Here is a 23,998-nt window from a genome sequence, read left to right as displayed (position 1 = left end):
GGACTGACGTAACCAACTGGAGCGTTGCTACCAAGTCCGAGTTCGTTGACAGCTTCACCTATGGTGCTGCCATGGGCGTAGCCGCCAAGTCCGGTAACCTGGGCGTTGGTGTTGGTCTGAACTACACTGGTTCTTCCAACATCAAGGAGTTCGGTGCTTCTGCTAACGTACGCTACGTATTCTAATGATGCAGTAACATTGTTCTGCAGTTAATCAGGCCAGCACAGCACGCTGTGCAGGCCTGAGGGCAGCCCGCAACGGGCTGCCTGTGCAGACATGCTGCACTGTTAGTACGGCACGAATATTATGTACTGCATAACAGTTGGACCTGCCCTGATAAGCTGCAGTCAGCTTTACGATAGGCAAGCTCGTAGAGATGACAGCAAGCCCTCAGGACAATGACAACGTTTGCAGTACCCCAATAAATAAGGGCAGCCCCTGCTCGTCAGGAAGCTGCCTTTTTCACATTTATCTATATCGATTCATGCAAATCTATAATAATGTCATCAATAACTGATTTTGAACATGACCGGGCATCTTATGTTGCAAACTAAGTCACTTTCTAAAATTTATTATAAAGTGCCTATGATGATTTCTGCTGTTATGTTCCAGTAGATTACGTACGACCATTTCATTTGTCAGATCTTGATTGAATTGAATTGAGTTAAATTCAATTCAATCACATTATCACGTTTGTGTTTATCAATATAATAATATAAAACTATTAGTGCGTTGAGCCCCGTTCCCACCATGTGGAAACGGGGCTCAACGTATTCTTCCCGCAACACTGAAACTTGATTCAGGTTTGGCCTGTCAGTTAGTCAGCCTGCTGCATTGCCTGTTAAGACAATATGACCGAGCTCGTTCTGGAGCTGGCTCAAGCCATGGCATATGCTATTGGGCATATACCGTGGCTTGGCTGGGCTGGGCTGCCAGGCAGGTGCCTACTTCTTTGCTTTTGTGGTGGCGGAGCGGTCGACGCAGTAGAGCACGAACTCGTTGTGGTAGCTGTTCTTGCGGCAGTAGAACTCGTAATCAGGGTTGATGCTCTTGATGAAGATTGGCAGCTCCCACATGTGTTCAATCTTGTGATAGAGGCAGACACACATGCGTGGCCTGTACTTCTGGATGGTCTTTACAGAGCCCTTGAGAGCTTCAAGCTCGGCGCCTTCAATGTCGTACTTGAGGAAGTCTGGCTTGATCTTGTTCTTCTCAATCCAGTCGTCCAGAACAATGCAGTCAACCTCGATATTGCCATCAGCTGTGGCATAGGAGGCACCAGCCATACCAGGAGCGGCAGCAAAAGGAATCTTGCACTCCTTGTCACCTACAGCAAGGTTAATGGCAGTGGCGGTATCGTGGCCATTGGCCTTGAAGTTCTCTACCAGAACCTGGTAGTTGTATGGACTTGGCTCAAAGCTGTAAACCTTGCTGGCTCCATTGTGGTATGCCCACAGAGCAGTATCACCAAAGCAGGCTCCACAGTCGATAAAGACATCACCCTTGTTGACCTTGACCAGATCACCATAGCGGTACTGCTCGGCCACATAGGTGGTCATGAGCATGGTGGCCAGATAGCCCAGCTCCTCTTCCTTGCAGGCCATCTTAGGGCACTGTGGGGACTTTACGAACTCATCCCAGCGGGCAACGATTTCTGTATCCCACTGCTCCTTGGTAAATGGTGATACCTGATCAGCAAGCTCACGATTAATGGTCTTGAGCATCAGATAGGACAGCTCATTCTGGAAATGAACCTTGCTCTGCTCATCACACAGCCAGGACATAACGATTTCCAGCTTGTTCTTGTGGGTTACAAACTTGGAAGAGTTGGTGTGCAGAGCGATTTGCAGAACCTTTTCTGCAAAATTCAGAGAGTCGAGTACAGACATGATATTTTCCGTGTTCGGCCTGACAAGAAGTCAGGCTACAAAAGATAAATCTTTCCTGCAGTAATACTAATCGATAACCGTGGCAATTCAACGCCACAGGAGATGTGCTATCGACCAGGGCAACACCTCAGCAGCGGGCCATGGCAATGGCAGCGCGTCAGACCATGTAGCAAGAGGCATGGCAAAGCATCAGGCTTCTGGTATGAGCAAGGGCATGAGCGACGCATCAGAGCCTCAGGCATGGTCCTGTTCATGGTCATTGACCAGGTCATTGGCAATTTCAAGGCAGATACCGGCCAGTCTATTCCTGTGGCCCTGCATCTGCTCCTGCTGTTGTCCATTGAGTAATGCACAGCTGGACTGACCGGCCAAGCCTGCCAGTACCATGTCTGCAGGCCGATTGGCCTGCTTGGCTGCATGCGTGCACGCAGGCAGGCATGGTTGTCAGACAAGCTGACCTGAATTGCCAGTATTGCCACGGCTGCTGCATTGCCATTATGGCGTCTTGCGTATCGGGAGCGGCCCCCGTTATGTGCATGACCTTCTGATGTGTAAGGCTGGAGGCTAATGCAGGCAGGCTTTGGCCGGGCTCAGAGCTGTGGCCATGGCTGGATGTTACTTTTTGTAATGGAAGTAGCCGTTGCGTTCTTCCATGGTATCAGGGAGGTAGACCAGGTTGAGGAAGTTGACTTCGGCATCTTCAGGTACGGTGCGCAGCCGCTCATATACGGTCTTGAGCTCCTCTATGGTGGTTGCTCCCAGGCCAGGACGATCCTGATTGATTACAGCATAGGCCCTGTAGCCCCATTTGCTTATCAGATCATGCCACCAGGTGACATTGCCTGTGGCCTCCATCATGAAAGGACAGAACTCGGCCATAATCAGAGGGCGGAAGCCCTGCTCAAACATCTTCTGAGCACCGTTGAAGACGAATTGCTCATGGCCCTCAACATCAATGAGGATAAAGTCAGGCCACTGATCTTTGTCTTCCTTTGCGTAGATGTTGTCAAGCGAGTCAGCTGGTACGGTGACAGTCTCAAAAGTGGTGTTGTCAAAGCGTTCAATCTGCTCGATGTGGTTGATGGAATTGCCGGCATCGTTGTTATGGTTGATGTGAAACTCTACCTCACCCTTCTTGTCAGTCAGGGCCACAGCATGGACCTTTACCTGGTTGTCCAGCTGATTGATTCTGATATTGTCACGCAGCAGCTCCAGGGTTGCCGGAGTTGGCTCAAATACATCAACACTTACCCTGCCTGTCAGCTTGGCAGCCAGTACGCTGTACCATCCGATATTGCCACCAATATTGGCCATCTTGAAGTGGTCTTTCTGATCAGCAATCATCTTGATGATGTTGGAGGCGATAACAGTCTCTGAAGGCTCCCAGCAGCCACTCACAGCAATAGACTGAGCTACATAGCCATGGAAAATACCAGGGTCAAAGGTGCGCATGATGTAAGGGCCCATGTCACCACGCCAACGGGTGCCCTCAGGCAGAGCTTTATTGAGCTCACTTTCATCACGCATCTGCAGCGCTTTGACAGCATCAGGCAGATTAACCAGACCAAAGTGCTCATCAGGCTTTTTCAGGCAAACCAGATAGAAAGAATTGCTGGCTATGCCCTCCTTATTGGCCATAAGAAAAGCGTTGAGCTTACCAGCATCCTCAAAGGTCATGCCTGCGATCCGGCTGCTGAGCTCCGGGGTCAGATGACACTTCTGACTTAGCATGCGGAAGTTGATGCCACGGGCATCAAGCTCCTTACAGCTTAATCTGGCTGCCTCATTCTGAGCTATAGCCTTGCGTTTCTGGGCATCCCAGAACTCAAAAGTTCCACCACTGATGCTGCGTACTATGCCCGGATCGGCCTCAGTCATTGGGTTATCCGGTGCAGCGGCTCTGATTTCAATCAAAGCACCATGAGCACAGATACGCCAGAGCTCAGAAATGAAATCAATGAAGGTAAAAGAGTCCTCAAATTGCAGTCTCTCGAGGCTGTAGACAAAACGGGCTGAGCAGACTGAGTCACTTTCTATTTTGGAAAGTGTTTTACCCCCCCCCCATTAAAAATGGCTTGTTTAAGCCATTTTCAATCATTGATGGTGTATTTTTGAAGCCCTTGAGGGTAAAGGTTTCATCACCAAAGTTCAGACAAATCATAATTCAAATACTTCGATATTAGTTACAAAGGACTGACCCCAGTCCTGAGATATAAATCTGAATAAGCACTTTGTTGCCAGGCAAGGTCAGGCCGTGCCAGCCAGTAACTTCACTTTTCAACGTCAGGAAGACTATCTGCAAGCAAGCATACCGGTCTATCTGCCTGCATGTGTTCCTGTTTATATGCCTGCCCTCATCCCTCCTGCCTGTATGCGTGCGTTCCTGTTTACCTGGCTGCCGTCACTCCTGCCTTACTGCATTTCCGTCAGCGTGCCTGCAAGGCATTAAAAGTGACTGCAGGGCTGATGCGTGCAGTCAGATGGGTAGTAGCAGTTCTGCTGACTGAGTTCCTGCAGGGCTGCAGGCTGGAGGCAGTCGCCAGCATTCACCGGGAACTGTACCGGGCAGACAGCGGGGCCATAGCCATACCGCTGGATGGCAGATGTGGCCGGCCGGAGCCTGGCCTGTACGGTCTGGCCAGAGCCAGAGCCAGGGCCATCCGCAGGCCGGGTCAATCTGGCTGGACTTGCAGTAAGCCTGGCTCGACAGGCGGGCTGCAAGCCTGGCTGGCGGGATGGCCATGGGGTTATTTGAGCTGGATGTCACCTGAGCTGGTTGTGTACTTGTCCAGTGGCAGGAAGAGCAGGTCAAGGTGGGCTGAGTCCGGGTTGTTGACACTGAGCTGGTCGTAGAATTTGCGCAGCTCTTCTGTTGTCATCGGAGCTATTTTGCCGTCAGTCATGGCAAATACCTGGTAGTTGTATTTCTCGACCAGCTCGTAATGGTAGCGGCACTCACCACGCAGGTGGAGCAGAGCCGGTGAGAACTCAACGAGCATGACTGGTCTGAAGCCATTTTCAAAGAGCTCACGGGCACCATCAAGGATCTTCTGCTCATGGCCCTCGGCATCCATGATGATGATCTCAGGCCAGTCCTTCTTATCCATGCTCAGGTAAGTACTGTCCAGAGTGTCGCAAGGAACAGTAATCTTTTCGTAGCGGCCATAGTCCTTGTCATTGCCCTCAGCAAAATGAACTACGCTGTTGCCACCAGCATTGGATTCATAAACATAGAAGTCTACTGAGCCTTTCTCATCGGACAGGGCTACGTCATGGACAGCAATAATATGAGCAAGATCATTTATGGCAATGGTATTTCTGAGCAGCCTCAGGCTCTGGGGAGCAGGTTCAAAGGCATCTACCTTTACTCCAGCTGAGGTACGGGCAGCAAGGATTGAATACCAGCCCAGATTGGCGCCGATATTGGCTACGGTAAAGGTTTCGTGCTTCTGACCAAGCATATTGAAAAAGGTGGCGGCTACCTCACTTTCAAAAGGCTCAATAAAGCCCACATTGATAATATTGCGTGAGGCATACATTGACTCTTCACCAGGATCATAGACGCTCATGACAAAAACAGCATCACCGGTGCTCATAAACGACTTAGCGCCAGATGTGACAAGAGAAGGATTGGCCAGAGCATAGCGGAACTGCTTATCCCTGTTGAAGATCAGGATGCACTGTATGCTGTTGAGAGCGTTATCAATACCAAGCAAAGCCTCGAGCAGCTGCTCAGGACTGGCAAAGCCTTTGTTTCTGAAGCTTTCTGGCACTTGCCTGACTGATACAGGAAACATTCTGGCAAACTCCAGATCAGCATCGATCCCGGAGGTGCACTTTACTCCCATAAGCGCAAAGGCTGCATCGAGCTTATCCTTGATTGAGGCAATGGTATATGGGTTCGGGTAGCTGATATTGACCTTGACCATGGCACCGTCGATCATCACTCGACGCAGGTCCTTAAAGAGCCCCTTGAGATATTCGCCTCCCTCACTGCTGCCAATAAGGTCAAGTGATATATTAACAACCGCTGAATTTGCTGAACTGTCAGGAATATCTGTCAGTCTGGCATCAGAGGTAGTAATGCCGGGTATACCCATGGACAGGATACGACCTCTGTAACGCTTTATGCCATTAGAGGTAACTGTAACCAGGCAGCTGACATTATTCCTGAGTTTTTTCAGATTAACGATACAGTACCTGAACACAGGGCGGCTGATATTTTGGGATTTGCTCATATTTACAACCTCAACAATGGATAAAGGTAAGCGGGCAGACGGTAGCTGCAAGTAACGACTGCACATAAAGCCCGGCCAGACAGGTCTTGCCATGCCATGCCACAGCATGGCACGGCATCCTGCCCAGACAATTCAAGCCTGGGCCGGGCAGCCCTGTCGTAAACTCATGCATGGCCGGCCTGCAGCGAGCCCGGTCAGTCCGGTCAGACAGGGCCGGGCCGGACACATCTGCCGTACGCATCATGCATGGCAGGCCTGTACCGATCCAGGCAATGAGCCGGATTAAAAGTCCACGGCCTGGGTCCCTGATTCAGAGGCATGGTCTACATCCATGCCTTATGGTCTCATGGGTTGCCCTGGGCTGTATGCCTGGTCGCTTGCATGCCCTGGTCTTATGGGTGTTTGCAGGCCGTGCTGGCCATGATGGGTGCAAAAGGGCGGCCAGCGGGAGTCATAAGAATGCGTATAATACAACGACAGCACGGCAGTGGGTAAATTAAGGCCTGTTTCTGAGCTTTTGAGCACATTATGGGCGCATTTTCAGCTCAATCTTTGTCTGAAGTTCAGGTGATTAAGCGCTATACTGTGCACTGCTGTCTGCAGACAGCATGATGTTTATTCCGGGGGCCAGATGACCACAAACAGTTCACGAACTTCCAGAGGCAAAAACGCCACTGCCGGCCGCAAAAGTAAAAAGGCCAGCGCTGAGACTGACCTTATGGCGCAGGAGACGCAGTATAAGCAGGATGCGCCGGATTCGGACTCTCCAAAAGACAGCAGTGAGAGCAAGTCATCGTGCAGCTGCGGCTGCTGCGCAGGCAAGAGTGTCAATCATGCCCATGAACTGGCTCTTGCCAATGGCGAGCTCATGTCCAGTGATGACATTGAGGTACTTTCAGCCTTCTTCAAGGCCCTGTCTGACCCAAGCCGCCTCAATATCGTCTACCTGCTGCTCCAGCACAAACAGCTGTCGGTAGGTGACATTGCCAGTAAGACCAATATGTCCGTCTCGGCAGTCTCCCACCAGCTGGCCATACTGCGCATGCGTAAACTGGTAACAGTCAAAAGAGACGGCGTAAAGAATTACTACGGCCTGTGCGATGACCACGTCTTTAAGGTCATCGAAATGGCCATTGAGCACATCAAAGAAGAATAGCCACTGGCACAGCCGGGAGCCATACCAGCATGGCTCCAGCCCAGCCGGGGGCCATCCCAGCCATGCTCCAGCACAACCAGGCGCCATCCCCTGCCCGGGTACAGCATGGCACCTGCCCGGCCTGGTAACCTCAATGCCACGGTACAGCAAGGTACCTGCCCTGACAGGCACCAGCTCAGCCAGGTACCAGCCCCGTGAATACTAAGGATATCTGGCATAGTGCATGAGCACTAAGGCACCATCATGTCCTGTACATTTATCCATATGCATGCATAGCAGTGGCATGCGTGGGGGCAGGAGCCTCGATGGGCTCGAGACCTTGAGGCCGGGAGGCCTCGAGACCTGCGGCCTGGGACTTGTTATGGAGCCGGAGCCCGGTCAAATTTGTCCTATCAACCAGAGAGACAGTCTAACGTGAGCAAATCAAATCAGTCAGCATCTGCTGAGCTTCCTGTTTACCTTGATAATGCCGCCTCCACTCCAATGGATGAGAGAGTAGCTGCAGCCATGATTGAGGTTATCTCAGGTGACTGCCAGTTTGGCAACAGTGCCTCCAAAACCCATAAATTTGGCTGGATTGCAGCTGAAATTATCGAAAAAGCCCGTGATCAGATTGCTCAGTCTGTAGGCTGCTCACCTCTTGAGATTATCTTTACCTCAGGTGCTACTGAGTCCAATAATCTGGCCATCAAGGGCATCAGCTATGCCCAGTACCGCATCAATGACAGCCGTCGTCATATCGTGACCACCTCCATTGAGCACAAGTCAGTGCTTGAGTGCTGTGAGCAGCTGGAGCACCATGGCTTTAAGGTCACTTACATCAAACCACGCACTGATGGCACAGTAAGCGCTCAAATGGTTGCTCAGGCTATCAGTGAGGACACCTTCCTTGTGTCCATAGGACATGCCAACAGCGTACTGGGCTCCATTAACGACATTGAGAGCATTGCAAAACTCTGTCGTGAGCACAATATTGCTTTCCATAGCGACTGTGCTCAGACCAATGGCCTTATTGATCTTAAGCTCGATGATGGCAATGTCTCCATGGCTACCCTTACTCCTGAGAAGATCTACGGCCCTAAGGGCATTGGAGCCCTGTACATCAAAAAAGCTCACAATATCGAGCTCGACCCTATCATTGTCGGTGGCGGCCATGAAAAGGGTCTTCGTGGCGGCACTCTGGCCACTCATCAGATTGCCGGCATGGGTGCAGCCTTTGAAATCATGAAAAATGAGCGTGATGAGGTCTTCCAGAAGCTGGTCAAGATGCATGACGATCTGCTCCCTGAGCTCAAGGCCAGTGCCGACATCACCATCAATGGCTATAACGAAGAGGGCACTACCCCTCACCTGCCCCACATCATTTCCATAACCTTTAATGGAGCTGCAGGCAGGAACATTGTTTCCAAATTCTCCAAAATTGCCTGCTCAACAGGCTCAGCCTGCTCTTCAAGCCAGATGCTGCCAAACTATGTGCTCACTGAAATCGGCCTGAGCGACGATGCAGCTCTGTCTACCCTGCGCTTCTCTCTGGGACGCTTCACCACCAACAAAGACCTGAGCCGCGCCATAGCAGAGGTAGCCCGCATCTGCTCATAGCAGCTGCCCCGACAAAGCAGCCCGCCCAATAATCAGACGCCATGATCAGACCAGCCCTCAAGCCTGGCCTGGACTGCCAGGCCAGATGTGGCCATCACAGCAGGGCCTGCCCGGCCAGATGTGACCATCACGGCACGGCCTGCACTGATGGACTCAGCACAGCAGGGCCTGCCCGGCTGGCCTGGCTCAGCACAGCGCAGGCTGTCGCCTGCTCTTACGGACTCAGTCCTGCAGGATCTACTCAGCCTTGCGCAGAGCAGCACAGCTCAGTAGCGCAGCATGGTCATGCACAGCCTGGCCATTCATTGAGCATGCTCTGATTGCCCGGCCGATCACGGCCCTGAACACTACTCCCTGACCGGAACTCACGGCATGCATGAGCAAGGAGCGCGGCCAGACATCTGGAGGTAGCTGCCATGCATGCAGCCATAACGCAGACACATGCCTGGCCTCAGGCTACGGATGAGCTGTGGATGAGCTGCGGCTGTTCTGTTGAGCTGACCTGCCCGATACCAGAAGGCCCTGACTTACGTCAGGGCCTTCTCGCTTTCAGCAAAAGTCAAAGATCTTCTGCCATGTCTGCATGCTGTCCTGGTGGCAGGTCGTCAGGCTGTCTGGATGACTGAATGACTGGACAATGGGGCTGCGATCTGAGGGCATATGACCGGCTGGCCTGCTAAATCCAGCAGGTCTGCTGATGCCTTCTGCTTACAGCTCTTCAACGGCAATGGAATAGTTGAAAGTCAGGCCCTGGCCTGCCTTGAGGGGCACTGTTGTTGGGACACCTGCGTCTTTGACGGCATTGTGCTCAGCAACTGACTGAGCGGCAAGGTCCCAGGCACCGGCTATAGGCTCAATGCCCAGACAGCAGTTAGTACCGTTCCATGGCTCATACTTGCGGCCGTAATTGCTCATCCACAGCAGACAGGTTGGAATGACTTCCTTATCCCAGTTGAGGGTAAGACGTACTCCCTTGTTTGGGTAGGTCAGCACAGCCTGTCCCTGAGGGTGAAGCATCTGAACAATTTCTTCGGTGTGATAAGGCTTAGGCAGACAGGTACCGTCCATGACCTCGGTATTGCCATCAGCGCCATGATATTTTTCCTGTAAAGGCAGACGGTTCAGGGCATCAAATCTGGCACCAGGCACCAGACGGCTGATACCGGCCTCACACTCAATGCCATAGACAATGCCGTCACCATCAATGGACAGCTCCAGTACGTTTTCCTCACCCTCAGTTGGGAATACCGGATGTACACCCATTGGAGCAGCACAGTCCTTGCGGGAGGTTACGGTGAAGGACAGCACGACACTGTCATCCCTCAGGGTAATAATTCTCTCAATATGAGCAAGGTCATTGCCCTCAGGATAGTCATAAGTCAGCAGAGCACTGTTACCATAGGAATTAACCTGCTTGAGCTGCCAGGTGCTGTGGCATGGCAGACCATGAGGGGCAGAGGCTGAAAACAGAGAGCAGTCTTCAGTTACAAAGCCAAAAGGCACACAGGCCCACTCACCTGACAGATGGTCCATGAGACTTGCAGGTGATGAGTAATAATCATCCTTGAGCCATGGAGCCTTATGCAGCAGCGCCTTGCGCTGACCACCGGCACACAGATAAATCTGAGCAAGCATGCCGCCATTGAGATCCACAACAGCCTCAAGCCTGCCCTCAGGTGATTTCAGTAATACAGGATTGCTCATACATCAGTTCTCCAGTAACCAAGCCAGTGTCAACTGTCCATTGTCCAGTGTCCATGACACCATGTGAAGAAATTCTTACCAGCCCCAACTCTCAGCGGCAAAAAGCCACCCAGCCCACCCCAGTTGTCATGCCCAGAGCCATGATCAAGCCATGCTTAAGGCAAGCCCATTGCCAGTCCATTGCCAGCCACGGTTCTGAACATAAACCATGGCCATAGTAAGCCCACATGGGCTGCAGCTGCAGGCGGAGCAGATGCTCAGGGCAAAAGGCAAAGTGCCTTTACGGGACCATGCACGGCTCATCCCCAGGTCAAAGCAAGTATCATGGCCGTAGTCAGGACTTAGGAGCTGAACGACAGGTCAGGCCGGTCCGGGTCAGGCAAAAGGCACTTACAGTGCCATGCTCCGCCAGCCACTGCTCAAATCAAAGGCCATTGCCGCAGTCAGGCATTAGGCGTCGCACGCAGGTCAGGCCGGCCCGGGTCAGGCAAAGGACCATTACCGTGCCATGCTCTGCCAGCCCATGCTCAAAGCAAAGGCCAGTGCCGCCGTCAGGCTCATGGAACAGGGGCATCAACAGAGTCCGGGAAAGTCCCCTGACCACAGCCATCCTCTGAAGCTCTACAGTGCCTGCATGACTGCGACAGGCCCTGTCCATTACTTGTACACAGCTGAGCCTGTATCACATGGCATAAGCCCCATGAGATGGGCTGTCAGTACTGCAAGGCTGTTCATGGCCGGCATACCCTGAATGGGCAGCATGATGCGCAGGGCTTGCAGGATAACTGGCCAGAGCTGTCTCATGCTCCTGCCGGAGCATATATGCCACGGCTGTCTTTCGTCCCTATTCCGCAGCATGGGCGTGAGTATGCGTGGCAAGGATGCCGTATAGGGCTGGGTAGCTCTCTGTCAGCTGCGATGCATGGCTGGCAGCCATGCTGCGCCGCGTACGCCTGAGCTGCCGCCGTAGAGTGCCTTTACCACCGGGGTATCAAACTCACCGCCGAAAATGTACTCTTTAATCTTTTCAGGCAGCAGCTCGTAGAGGTCGTCGATATTAGACATGCCACCGCCCAGGACAATCACATCAGGGTCAAAGAAATTGGCGTAATTGGCAATGGAACGGGCAAGACGGCTGACATAGGCTGCAAAGCTGGCCTTTGCTGTGTCATCACCCTCACGCATCTTCTCAATGATGTACTCACTGTTATGAGGGTAAACCATGGCCTCCGGGTCAAAGCTGTCAGTACGCTTGGCATAGTCACGCTCAAGGCCGGTGCCGGACACAAAGGTCTCAATACAGTTCTTCTGGCCACAGAAGCATTTGACATCAGTCCATGCTGCAGCCTCTTCACTGGTAATCCATGGCAGGGAGTTATGTCCCCACTCACCACCAAGCAGGTTACGGCCCCTCCAGATTTTCTTATTGTGGATAAGGCCTGAGCCTGACCCAGTGCCCAGGATAATGCCCCATACCATGTCTCCATCCTTTCCTGATCCGTCTACAGCTTCAGACAGTGCAAAGCAGTTGGCATCGTTCTCAAGGTAAATCTCGTCATGACCAAGCACGGCAGCAAGGTCAGCTTTGAGGTCATGACCATTGAGCCACCATGAATTGGCATTCTTGATTACCCCTGTCTTTAAAGACACAGTACCAGGTATGGCAATACCAAGAGGGCATGAACCACCACTCTGTTCCTGAGCTGCAAATACCAGTGAGGAGATAGTCTTGATGGTGTCAGGGTAAGATCCCTTAACTGTGGCAGTACGCTTGCGGAAACACTCTTTACCGCTGGTATCCAGGGCAATAATCTCGGTTTTGGTGCCACCAAGATCTACACCCAGAGTAAATTGGCTGTTCAATGTCTGACCTCCCGCTGATAAATCATCTGAAACTTCCTTTCACATGCCGTGACCATGCCCATGCTGGTGCCCGTGACCATCAACATGCCAATGCCCTTGACCATACCTATGCCCATGAATGAAGATACATGCTCACATATCCAGACTGGCTTACAGTCCAGCATTCATGCTGGCCCATGCCCAAATGGGCTTTCAGTACTTAAGTCATGCCAGCATCTGCCATGCTCTAAGAATCTTCCTCAGACCTGCATTAACGCCAGTCCAGGCCCCGCCCAAAGTCTAAGGATTAATATCAGGCTCACGCCCTGCTCCATGCTAAGGCTAAGACTCATGTTCAGGTTCAGAGCCGAAATAAGGCTCACGCAACCATGCCAGCACTTCAGACTGTGAGGAGCATAGACTGATACTGTCATTGCTTAGTCAGATGACAGCTGACCTCTGGCATATGACATGACGAGCTGCTGATGCGCCGCTCGGTCCTGGGCTTTGCTTTATGGGGCACAGGGCATCAGGCCTCTGAATCCGTATACGTGACCATCATTAACCCGGACACAGTATTGTCAGTCCATGTCTGCATACTCATATCTGACGCGGACACAGATAGACAAGTCTCATGCTTTGTCTGTGACTAAGCCTCAAACTCAGACTCATGTGGCCTGTATCCGGTTCATCACTCACCAGGCCTCGGACAATGCTGGATAAGCCTGCATATCCGTCTGAGTCCAAAGCGCTACCATCATCATGTCAGAGACTGACTCATACCATAAGGTCGCTTGTCTGAACATGGCACGACAGGGATGGATAAGCTTGTCAGTGGACGGCATGGCTGTTCACAGCATGTCGCAGCAGGACAAGTCCGTTGCTGTCAGGTCATGGCATTACAAGGCCATGCCTGTCCGTTAATTGCATGTCATGCCCCTGGCCGACCTTGCCCGGTCGGACCTGGACCGGTCTGCCCGACCCGGCCTGTTCTGCAACTCAGGTTGAAAGAATGACCTGGTTTGGGCCGGTGCATGAAAAAAGAAAGGCTTACCTTATCCTGGCAAGCCTTCATCAGTATGTCTAGAAAACTTTTGTGCTCAATGAGCCAAGTTAATTACTTGCGTACCTTGTCGTACTCGTTGCACAGACACCACTTCATTGGGACGTCTTCTTCAATCTCGGAGAAGCGTGGGCAGCCCTTGAGATAGTGGTTGTCATTATGGTCGTCATTGACCTTGGAAACTTCCCAGCTCATTACCTTGCCGTTTTCAGCCCAGAAAGAGTGGTACATGCGTGGAGGCAGGGTTACACCTGAACCTGGCAGCAGACGAATAACCTCGCCTGGCTTGAATACAATCTTCTGGGAATCGACACACAGCTCAACAGGACGCTCTGTGTCCAGGTGGTTATCTTCAGTGGCCCAGTAGCACTTGATGCACAGCTCACCGCCGCCACGGTTCAAGATGTCTTCCATCTTGAAGGTGTGGAAGTGGTAAGGAAGAACCTGACCATCTTCGATGATCATCATCTTTTCGGCATATGGCTTGTCGTAACGTGGGTCGGTTACTGAGCCGTTACGCAGGGTGAACAGGCAGGTGCCGGACTTGTAGAAATCGTCTGAGCCGTAATCAGTAACATCCCAGCCAAGCTCGAGGTCAAATACCTCAACCCAGGACTCCTGGTCGGCCTTCTTCCAGTCATCAGCTGAAATGTAGGCGAACTTTGGCAGGGTCATGTTTAATGACTTTGAGAACTCAATAGCATCGTCAACAATCTTATTGATAAAGGAACGCTTCATTAAAACCACCTATTCTGCCTGGCAGAAATGCTAAATCCATTACGCCGTGATCCTTATGCAGCGCTATACATGACCATTGCAGTCATCATTACCCTGTTATCACAGCAAACACAGCAAATTTAGGAGGAGCCGCTTATAAAAGCCCGTTAAGGCCGCGTCTCCGTCAATGCAAATGTTTGCATTAATAATACCCCAAAACGCTCTGACATTGTCAAATTTCATTGGAAAATGATGCGAAAGAACACGATTTTTATAAGCTTTGTGCACTTGATCCCAAAACAGCAAACCTTTGCATAAATCACTGGACAAAGCCGCCAACCATATTTACTCCCGTCACACTGACCATCCAGCCCCTAAAATACCAGCTACTCCTCCCGGCCCCTGCCACCTTGCACAGGCCACCCCATACCCCGCCGCAGCCATTCTCTCTGCCAGAGCTCAAACGTTCTTTACTACATACTACATAGAGGCAAACAGCCACAGGTCGCTACTTGGCTACAGTCGACTGGTGAAATAAGACAGCACAGAGATGCTAAGCCGCCAGGAACTGTTACAGAGCCGCCATGCCGGCAGTCAAGACATCAGACCGCATTGCCGCCGGACTGCCGAACGGCCGAACTTCCCGACCGTCATGGTCATAACTGTTCGGTCAATCCGCCCTGTCCCAAAATGCTGAGGGAAGCCCCTGACATGCAGGAGCTGCCTTCGCATTAAAAAAATCCCTACAGTGAAACAGGTTGCAGCCACAAGGACCTCACCTCTCCACTATGCCATCAGGGCATCAGGGATGCTTCATAGCCACGGCTTGCCGTACATGGTTAGTCCATGATTGTGCTCATACCAGGGATAGTGTCCTTGCTCTGGCAAACACAGAGCCTAATTGCAGCCCATCCCCATATCCAGAGCCCGGCTCATGCCATTTCTCATGCTTAGTCACCTACTCACATGCGCGCATGCCTTCTGCTGGCAGCTTAGTATGCAATCAGCACCAAGTCGGTAAGGGGCAGTCAGATGGAACTGCGACGTACCTGGAAACGGTAGCCCAGGTTGAGGATCTCAATATAGCCCTTGAGCTCATAGAACTCTTCGGGGTGTGGTAGAAAGCCAGTACCATTACTGGGTGACTCTTTTTGATGGTCTCCAGAGCGCCCCTGATAATCTCAGTCTCCAAGCCCTCAACATCTACCTTAATAAGGCCCACATCAAGGTTGAGCTCCCTGACGTAATCATCAAGGGTAATAACCTCACCATCCTCATAGAAGTCATCACCCTTATGGCAGTCAATGGCCATGGTGGCAGTAGCATCTGCAGTACTACTGGTCCTGCTCAGTCTGATGTTACCTGGCTTTTCACCAAGTCCCTTCTTATGAGCAAGGATATTACCTGCCTTAATATCGTCAGCCAGCATGGCACTCAGCTGCTTGTAGCTCAGGTCACCAGGCTCAAAGCTGTGCAGCTTTGAGTTGCCAAACAGTGCCTTGAACAGCAGCAGGGTATCGTCCACAAAACCGCCAGCATCGATAATGTCCCTGCCATTCAGGTAGGCCAGCATGCCAGCTGGTAGGTCGTACAGACCATAAAGGCTGGTAAAGCTCGAGCACCAGTCCTGAAATACCTGCCTGAGGAAAGGAGGGTTGTCCGCTTCCATTTTCTGTCTGTAGTTCTCCAGCAGAGCACGGTCAACATTTGTCCAGGCATAGCTTTCCTTTACCAGGATGCCACTGTCGGCACGAGCAAGCTCCACCAGTCGCTCACGCAGATCTATGCACTCACATGAGACCTCATCAAGACCATCCTTGAGCCTGCCCAGCACCTCAGCCATGACAGGAAGGTCACGGTAATGAGCACACTGCCCAGTCCACATGAAATTGAGATTTCTGTAGTTGCTGCAAACGTAATTGCCGAATGCCTCGGCATTCATCGGCATATCCTTTCCTTTCCTTGGATGTTTAAGGTCGCAATGATCTTTGCCCGCCCAGCATTAACCGCCGCTGAACCAGCCTGCCCAGACAGAACCTCCCATCACCATGGCAATTGGCACAAAGAGCCTCCTACCAGACCGCTTGCAGGCAAACTGCAAGGCAGCCATGCAGGCATTGGCCATAGCTGAGTTCAAAAGGAAAGAAATAAGAATGTAATGGTCTGCAAGACTGAGATACAAAGTGCTGCATTAATGACATTTGCAGCAGAGAGCAGGAGGCTGCTATAGAGGAGGGAATCAAGAGATAAAGCGGCAAGGAAGACAGGCACACCTGGAAGAAAGTGTCACACTCAATGGTACTTTTAGCATAACTTCACTGTCGCTGAATGACAGTAAAAATGCCCGAAACGAAGAGCAATGAACAGCTCCAACCGACGCGCAACTTATTGACACTTTTAAAAATTCGCGGAGCGAATTTTTGTATGAACTGTAAGTTGGCATTAAGTATGCTTTTTTTTTTTTTTTTTTCGCAAAATTTGGCGATGGCCGCGTCTTTGAATTTCACGTCTCGTAAACCTGATATTTAAGCCATTTTGGCAAAAATACTTGTTTACCAGCCTACCAGTTCTGTCCTGTCCCTCCGCTCTGGACAAGAGCCGAAATTCGCACTCATGCGTAATTTATTCTTTATACACATGCGCAAATGATGAGAGCAATCAGGCTCATATTGTAGTTGAAATTTCGCAGTCTGACTTGCCTTTTGGTGTTTTTCACCAAAAAAGCACGCCAGACATACTTTTGCATTTATGACACCAGGTTTTAATGCAAATGTAAGCGAACAGTATCAAGCACACCTGACCTTTGAACAGGTACAGGCAAAGGCGCTGTCTGAACTCACTTCTTCCTCCCTTCTGGTTCATCCCCCTGTCTACAGACTTAGTACCCCTGACTCAGGGTAAAGACAACACCGGCTTATCTGAATCACTGCCAGGTATTTCCCTGCTTATCAAGCCACACGACCTCAACTGGCTCAGCCAGTACAAAACGGTCCGTGTCGGCACGCAGACTGAGCAACATCCTGACAATATCCTTTCAACTGCGCCGGCAGCCACAGCGCAAGCCGTGACAGCCTTAAGTCCAGCACCAGGTATGGTGCCCCTCTGAACACACGTCAACTCTGCCTGACGATTCCTGTACCGACGCATTGAATAAAAAGCTGCCCCGCCCCCTGGCCGAGCATCAATGCGCCGCACCATCCTGTCTCCTCTGCACTGCAAACACGGCAACGGAACACTTCGTTGCCTGCAGTGATCTGCACCTGACCACCAACGAAGTGAAGTGGTCATAAGTTTCTGTAATCCCCTCTGAACTCTTACCGGCTCACTCTGCCAGCCGGACCCAGAAAAAAAGCACTTAATACGAGTCAGAGGCACAGCAACACGCACCAGGCCAGAACCCCCACTTCATCAAACTTTTCAAAAAAAAACTAGATGAAACTTTCAAACAACGCCATCAAGTTCCTGATGGCCCAATATCGTGCAATCTACAAGAACGCCTACTTCAAGGGCATTGCCTCTGCCGTAGTCCTGACCACCGGTCTGGCAGCTGGCCAGGCTCAGGCTGCTGACGCTGCCCCAGCCCACGAAAAGCTTGCATCTGGCGCTTTTGCAACAAGCATCGGAACAGCCGACAAGCATTATGACCTTGATGTAGCAAGTGCAGCATGGGCAGTTACTGTTTCAGGTGGTGGCAGCTGGAACGCCCACCTGTACTCAAATGGTGTCAGTGGTAATGCTGCAAACAGCATTACAAGTAAGACAGGTGCCGTCACTTTAAAAGGTAATGGCACTCTTACAATCAAGCATGGCAAGACTACAGATGCTTTCAACATCAAGGCTGCTGACGCTGCTCCTATTACCATTGATATCGCTACTGTTGACGTAAACAAAGGCACACTGAGTGTTGCTGCATCAGGCGCTAACACTGCTGCTTTAATTGGTGACGTAATCAAGGTTGGTGCTGAGGGTATCATCAAGGTAACTGGCGATACATCAGGAGCAACTCTTGGTGATAAGAGCACTGCATTCCAGATGGAGGATGGCGCTGTCATTGAGGTTGGCCAGAGTGGTGCTGTATTAGGTAACATCTCTGCTGCCAGCGGTGGTGAGTTCAAGTTTACCAATAAGACCTCTGACCTCAATGCCTACGGCTTAGGCGCCAATGCCAATATCAACATCGTCGGTGCAAAGACCGATGGCACTGCTACCAAGATCACCATTGCTGACGACGCTACAACTAAGGAAGTAAATGAAGGCCTGCTGCAGATTACATCTGGCTCATATGGTATGGACTCAACCTCAGGTACCGCCGGTCTTACCATTAAGAGCGGTACTTTAGAGTTTGGCAAAGACGTTAAGTTTACTCTTACTGGCGCCAGCGGAGCTACTGTCACTGTAGGATCTGGATCTACAAGTGCTGCAGTTCTCAAAGTAAGTAAGGATCAGCTCAAGAAAGTGCTTGAGAATGCCAAGGGACAAGTAAATCTCGGAGCTTCAGGAGCAATTATTCTTACAGACACCACTCAGGTAGATGTAAGTGAGTTCCAGATGTCCGGCTCAGCTACAGACCAGAAGATTGGTTTCTCAGGCTCGGGCTCAATTTATGCCGCCGATATGCTGGTTTCCAAAGCAATTACCAAGGACGGCTCCGCTGCTAACGATTCAGCCAACACCCTTCTCAAGGCTCAAAGCTTAACTCTGGGCTCAGACTCCTACAACGGTACTACTACCCTTGGTTTTGGTGAGGCAACTGCAGAGTCCCTCACTATGAAGTCAAGTGGCGCTTTTACTCTTGCTAACAAAGTAAAGCTCGCTACTTCAAAGACTGATTCAACCGCCATTACCGGCAACGTACTCGTCTCTGGTGGAGCTCTGACTGTTGAGCAGGGTGCCTACACTGCTGCTGATGGCATCGATGTTAAGGGTGGTACCCTGGCTGTAACTGCAGCTGCAGGCAAGACCACATCCCTTACTGTAACTGGTAACTTCAAGGCTCAGGCTGCAGACAATAGCAAGATTACTGTTAGTGGTTCTGGTGCAACCCTCAACTTAACCGGCGCTACAGTAACTGGTGTTGGCAAAAGTGATAAGACCATCGCAATTGGTGTTGACGCAGGAACATTAAAGCTCAAGGGCACTGATGTTACCAGTCTCATAAGCAATGAAACCAAAGGCGGTTTATTTACCATCAAGAACAACGGTCTGGTAGAGGTTGATGCCTCTGCAGGCGAGCTGGTTCTTGATGCTGCTACCACCAAGAAAGAAGGTGTTAGTGCTAAGGGCTTCAACCTGAACGGCGGTAAGCTTGCTGTAAAAGGCTCATTAGTTCTGTCTGGCACCTCTGCTGACCTTGGTACCGGCACCATCCAGGCTGACTCCCTGACTTTCAAGAGCGATGATGTGAAAGTTGCATCAGGTAACTACGTTGCCATGAGCTCTTTAGGTGCAGTAAAGGCAGACGGCACTACCGTTGCCCCTGTTGTACTGTCCGGTTCCGTTCTGACACTGGGTTCAGCTGCCGATGATGGTGGTGAGATCACCTCTGCTATTACCATTGGCGAAGGATCAGCTTCAGGCACCATGTCTGTTGCCGGTGGCACCTGGTCTGGTGATGTTGATATTGAGAACAAGAGCGGTTCTCTGGTAATTGGCGGCAAGAAGGTCAAGGCTGAAGATATTGCTCCTGCAGCTGCCGGTCTGAGCGTCAACAAGCTTACTGGTACAGCCGGTAAGATTACTGTAGAGAAGAATGCCTCCTTACAGGTTAAGGAGCTGGTCAACTCTGGTTCTACTATTATCACTATCAGTGAGGGTGCAACTGCCTCTACCAACAAGCTCACTGTTTCCGGCGGCTCATTAAGCATCACCGGCAGCATGACTGTAAGAGGTGATTCCGCCGATACTGAAAAGAAGGGCGTTGACCTGGTATCAGGCAACAAGAATGTTGTTGTTACTGATAAGGGTAACCTCGAGTTTGGCAGCACTGCTGTAAGCTCCATGCTGACTGCCGACGGCGAAGCCTGGAAGCTCAACACCGCTGACCTTAAGGGCTTTACTTCCAGCTCCATCGACCTCAGGCAGGGCGGTACTGTTAAGTTCAGCTTTGACTCCGGTGTTTCCCTTGCCTCTGCTGACCTTGTAAAGCTGCGTGACATCTTTGGTGTTGCTTCTGGCTCTTTAACTGCCGGTGTTCTGGACCTTGGCAATGCCACCATTAACGGTGTTACCGGTGAGGGTGGCGTTGTTGTAGATGGCAAGGTTGCATGGAATGATATCAAGGGCTTTGCTGACGTCAACTCAGACGTTGTTAACAAGGACCTGGCTGATGTTATCGTAACCAACATCTCTGAAGATGTACGTGGTAACTTCGGCTCTCTGCAGCAGGCTGCCGGCTCTACCGATACTCAGATTGGTATCACCACTTCATCCAGCTTAAGCGGTGCAAACAAGAACAATGGACTGTTTGCCTCTGATTCAACTGGTAAGAATGTAGTTGGCCTGAGCGTCAAGAACGGCACCTTAACTCTGAACAACTCAGGTGAGGTTGGCAAGGTAAGCCTTGCTAACGGCTCTGTACTCAAGCTCAACGCCGGTCAGGGCGGCACCATCACTGTAAAGGGTGATGTTGCAGGCAAGAACACCTCTGAGCTTCTGGTTACTGCAGGTACTGCCAATGTAACTGGTGCTGCTAATGTAGGCTTCCTCGACAGCGCCAAGGGCTCTGTCTTAAATGCCGGTTCCTTGAATGCAGCAAGCAATACCAATGAGAACATCATTGACGGTGTCGTAAATGTTACTGGTGATGCTTCTTTCGCTGGTGCTCTCAAGCTCAGCGGCACTGCCTCTGTTGGTACCTTAACTGCCAAGGGCACTCTGGATACCGCCAAGGGCAGCGCTCTTAAGGTAACCACTGGCGCCTTTACTGCTGAAAAGGCTGTTGATGCCCTCGGTACCATTGAGGTAACCGGCTCCGGCTCTGTCGCAACCTTCAAGAACCTGGCTGAGCTCAATGCTGATGGCAACAAGTTTGTTGACGTGAACTTCAATGCCGATGCAACCATTCTTGGTGACACCGAAGTTGCAGGCAAGGTTGATGTAGGTGACACTCTTAATGTTATCGACGGCGCTACCTTAAAGGCTGATACCTTAACCCTCAAGAACGGCACCAACCAGTCCATCCGTGTTGGTACAGCAGGCACTCCTGAGCAGCCCCCAGCACCAGCCAATCCATCTGATGTGGTTGCTCCTTCTAACGCTTACCTGAGCGTTAAGAACCTGGAACTCAATGGTGGCTTCATCGTTGTTGATCCAGACTACGATCAGGGCGCTTCCATTGCTGCTGTTAAGAACCTGACTGATGCTGATACCACCAAGGGTACTCATTCTGGACAGGTAAAGGGTCAGATTCTGGCTCTGCAGAACTCTATCGTTTCCCTGGGTAACGAGAACGTTGATGCAGTAAAGGCTACCTTTGCCAAGTACCTTGATAGTGCTGACGGCTCCCTCAATCAGGAGCAGCTGGGTTCTATCGTATACGTAGCCAACAGCATCAAGCTTGGTTCCGGCGACAAGATCGTTATTGATGGCAGCAGGTCTGATAACAGTTTAGAACAGGAGCTTGATGCTCTGAATAATCCAACAGCTACTGTAAGCAACCTCTTCGCTGATACAATCACAATTGGTGAAAACACAGCTCTGGCTGTTGACTATGCAGCAGTAGAGAATGGTAAGACCGCCATTACCTTCTTCGAGGATGGCGCTACTACCCCAGCTAATGCTACCGCAACTGTTGCTGCTGATAAGAATGCCAAGGTTCTGCTTGCTGGTAACGGCTTCAGCCCATACAAGGACATTCAGCTCTTCGGTATTACCAAGAGTAATGGTACTGCCGCAGTTGAAGGAGCCAAGGTAAACCTGGAGTTCTTTGATGACAGCGACCAGGTCCTTGAAGTTGAGACTGTAAATGGTCTGTTCAGCACTGAGCTGAATGCTACAAGCAACCTGCTCGACAAGATCAGCCTGCAGTTCAGCGAGACCAATGCCCGCAAGCTGTTTGGCAATCTGTCCGCTCCTGTACGTGATACTCTGATTACCTACGGTATGAAGACCATCAACGGCAGCGATGCTGATGTAAAGAACGACATCCCAGTACGCGGTGAGATGACCGGCTTCATGGTTAACAAGAAGGGCCAGCTGACCAATATGGATGGCGCAGTAGTTGATTTATCCAAGGATAAGGAGCTGGCCAAGCAGCTTACCGATGCCGGTATTATCAATCCTGATGGATCCGTCAAGGCTGCTGCTGTCGGTATGAACCGTGATGAGAATGGTGTTCTTTACTACACCCCATCCAACGAGCTGTTCAACCGCATCATGGATGGCACTACCGCTGGTGTTGACGCTGAAACCGCTGCCCGTCTGGCTGACTTCGGTGGCGTAGCTCAGGCTGCTCTGCGTGCCGGTAACACCACCTCTGACGCCATTGCTGCCCGCATGGGTGTAGGCGTTAACGGTACTGTTACCTTCGCCGCTAACGGTCAGGGTTCAGGCATGTGGGTAACCCCTGTCTACAAGACCGCTGACTCCGACAGCTTTGGTGCTGATGGCGTTGACTATGGTACTGACATGAACCTCTACGGCGTAGCCGTTGGTGCTGATGTCTCCGTAATGGAGAATGTAAGTGCCGGTGTCATGTTCAATGTAGGTTCCGGTGATGCTGACGGTCAGGGTCTTGGCTCCAACGTCAAGAACGACTTCGACTACTACGGCTTTGGTGCTTACATGGGTTACACCATGGGTGCTGCCTCCGTTGTAGCTGATGTTTCCTGGACAACCGTTGACAACTCTGTTGAGGGTCAGACCGGTCTTGGCACTCTGGCTGCCTCCATTGACAGCTCCGCTCTGTCTCTGGGTGTAACCGGCAAGTACGCAATGGACTTCGGCGGTGTTAACGTAACTCCACACGCTGGTTTACGTTTCACCCGCATCGACCAGGACGACTACTCTGTAGGTAACGGCACAGACGTATTCGCTCAGTACAGCTCCAACTCCATGAACGTCTTCTCCGTACCAGTCGGTGTAACCGTTGAGAAGGAGTACACCTTCGATGCCTGGAGCGTCAAGCCAGCATTTGACCTGACCTTAACCGGCAACTTTGGTGATGACGAGACCTCCGGTACCGTTGACTGGGAAGGCATCTCCAACCTGAGCACTGACATCAAGTCAGAGTTCGTTGACACCTTCACCTACAGCACCGCCATTGGCGTTGCTGCACAGACCGGCAACTTCGGTATGGGTCTGGGTGTTAACTACACCGGTGCCTCCAACGTCAAGGAGTTCGGTGTTAACGCTAACGTACGTTACGTATTCTAATAACAGTTTGTGATATTCATTGTCACCGTAGCCGGGGCAGCAGCCCCGGCGTCTGGTGGTGATGTCACATCACGATTTCCTGGGAACCATTACTCAGGAAGACTGTTATCAGAGCGTTGCATGCGTATACACACTCAAAAGAATTTATAAAGCATTTAAGCCAATATCATGTTCATGCCCGGACAAACACCCTGCACATGATAGGCAAGCTCATGTGTAAGGAATGAGTCCCAAGCAAGAACATAATACCGGCCAGATGCTTTACAAAATATTTAAGGCGGTTTCCGGATTTCCGAAAACCGCCTTTTACGTTGGGATAAATATACCTATGAACAGATTGGCAATTGGACTGCTGGATTTGCTCGAGATTATGATGGCCTTATCGCGTGACCTAAGTGCCCCGCTTTTGCCATACCGC

11 protein-coding genes are annotated in these 23,998 nt (G+C 51.2%); 4 read left to right on the top strand and 7 right to left on the bottom strand.

Annotation, left to right across the window (positions count from 1 at the left end; genetic code table 11):
• The coding region (locus tag MXE39_RS09790; protein WP_246978501.1) for a hypothetical protein at positions 1-185 on the top strand (185 nt) is incomplete at its 5' end.
• 759 nt (positions 186-944) lie between these two features.
• On the opposite strand, the gene MXE39_RS09785 is transcribed toward MXE39_RS09790, so the two are convergent.
• The 3 genes from MXE39_RS09785 to MXE39_RS09775 form a co-directional block, all read right to left on the bottom strand.
• Positions 945-1,889 carry an FkbM family methyltransferase gene (locus MXE39_RS09785; RefSeq protein WP_246978499.1) on the bottom strand — a complete coding sequence of 315 codons (945 nt, stop codon included), beginning with the start codon at positions 1,887-1,889 and terminating at the stop codon, positions 945-947.
• 615 nt (positions 1,890-2,504) lie between these two features.
• On the bottom strand, positions 2,505-3,803 hold the full coding sequence (locus MXE39_RS09780; protein ID WP_246978497.1) for an FkbM family methyltransferase: 1,299 nt from the start codon (positions 3,801-3,803) through the stop codon (positions 2,505-2,507).
• An 833-nt stretch (positions 3,804-4,636) separates the two neighbouring features.
• Entirely contained in the window at positions 4,637-6,127 is a 1,491-nt protein-coding gene (locus MXE39_RS09775) for an FkbM family methyltransferase (protein WP_246978495.1), read from the bottom strand.
• A gap of 631 nt (positions 6,128-6,758) precedes the next feature.
• On the opposite strand from MXE39_RS09775, the gene MXE39_RS09770 reads away from it, so the two are divergent.
• Positions 6,759-7,283 (top strand): metalloregulator ArsR/SmtB family transcription factor, encoded by a 525-nt coding sequence (locus tag MXE39_RS09770; RefSeq protein WP_247074025.1) that lies wholly within the window; start codon positions 6,759-6,761, stop codon positions 7,281-7,283.
• A gap of 414 nt (positions 7,284-7,697) precedes the next feature.
• Positions 7,698-8,882 (top strand): cysteine desulfurase family protein, encoded by a 1,185-nt coding sequence (locus tag MXE39_RS09765; protein WP_246978492.1) that lies wholly within the window; start codon positions 7,698-7,700, stop codon positions 8,880-8,882.
• 708 nt (positions 8,883-9,590) lie between these two features.
• On the opposite strand, the gene MXE39_RS09760 is transcribed toward MXE39_RS09765, so the two are convergent.
• The 4 genes from MXE39_RS09760 to MXE39_RS09745 all read right to left on the bottom strand — a co-directional run bounded on the left by MXE39_RS09760 (position 9,591) and on the right by MXE39_RS09745 (position 16,156).
• Complete coding sequence (locus MXE39_RS09760; protein ID WP_246978490.1) at positions 9,591-10,586, bottom strand: hypothetical protein; 996 nt, start codon at positions 10,584-10,586, stop codon at positions 9,591-9,593.
• Between the two features lie 909 nt (positions 10,587-11,495).
• On the bottom strand, positions 11,496-12,449 hold the full coding sequence (locus MXE39_RS09755; RefSeq protein WP_246978488.1) for an ROK family protein: 954 nt from the start codon (positions 12,447-12,449) through the stop codon (positions 11,496-11,498).
• 1,096 nt (positions 12,450-13,545) lie between these two features.
• Entirely contained in the window at positions 13,546-14,229 is a 684-nt protein-coding gene (locus MXE39_RS09750; RefSeq protein ID WP_246978486.1) for a D-lyxose/D-mannose family sugar isomerase, read from the bottom strand.
• 982 nt (positions 14,230-15,211) lie between these two features.
• On the bottom strand, positions 15,212-16,156 hold the full coding sequence (locus MXE39_RS09745) for an FkbM family methyltransferase (RefSeq protein WP_246978484.1): 945 nt from the start codon (positions 16,154-16,156) through the stop codon (positions 15,212-15,214).
• A gap of 1,484 nt (positions 16,157-17,640) precedes the next feature.
• Between MXE39_RS09745 and MXE39_RS09740 the strand changes: the two genes are divergently transcribed.
• Complete coding sequence (locus MXE39_RS09740; protein ID WP_246978482.1) at positions 17,641-23,580, top strand: autotransporter domain-containing protein; 5,940 nt, start codon at positions 17,641-17,643, stop codon at positions 23,578-23,580.
• The last annotated feature ends 418 nt before the right edge of the window (positions 23,581-23,998 follow it).

The sequence above is a fragment of the Anaerobiospirillum sp. NML120511 genome, from assembly GCF_023050955.1.
Taxonomy (GTDB): domain Bacteria; phylum Pseudomonadota; class Gammaproteobacteria; order Enterobacterales; family Succinivibrionaceae; genus Anaerobiospirillum.
Note: the sequence above shows the minus strand (reverse complement) of the source record. Positions and strands in the feature narration are given on the sequence as shown.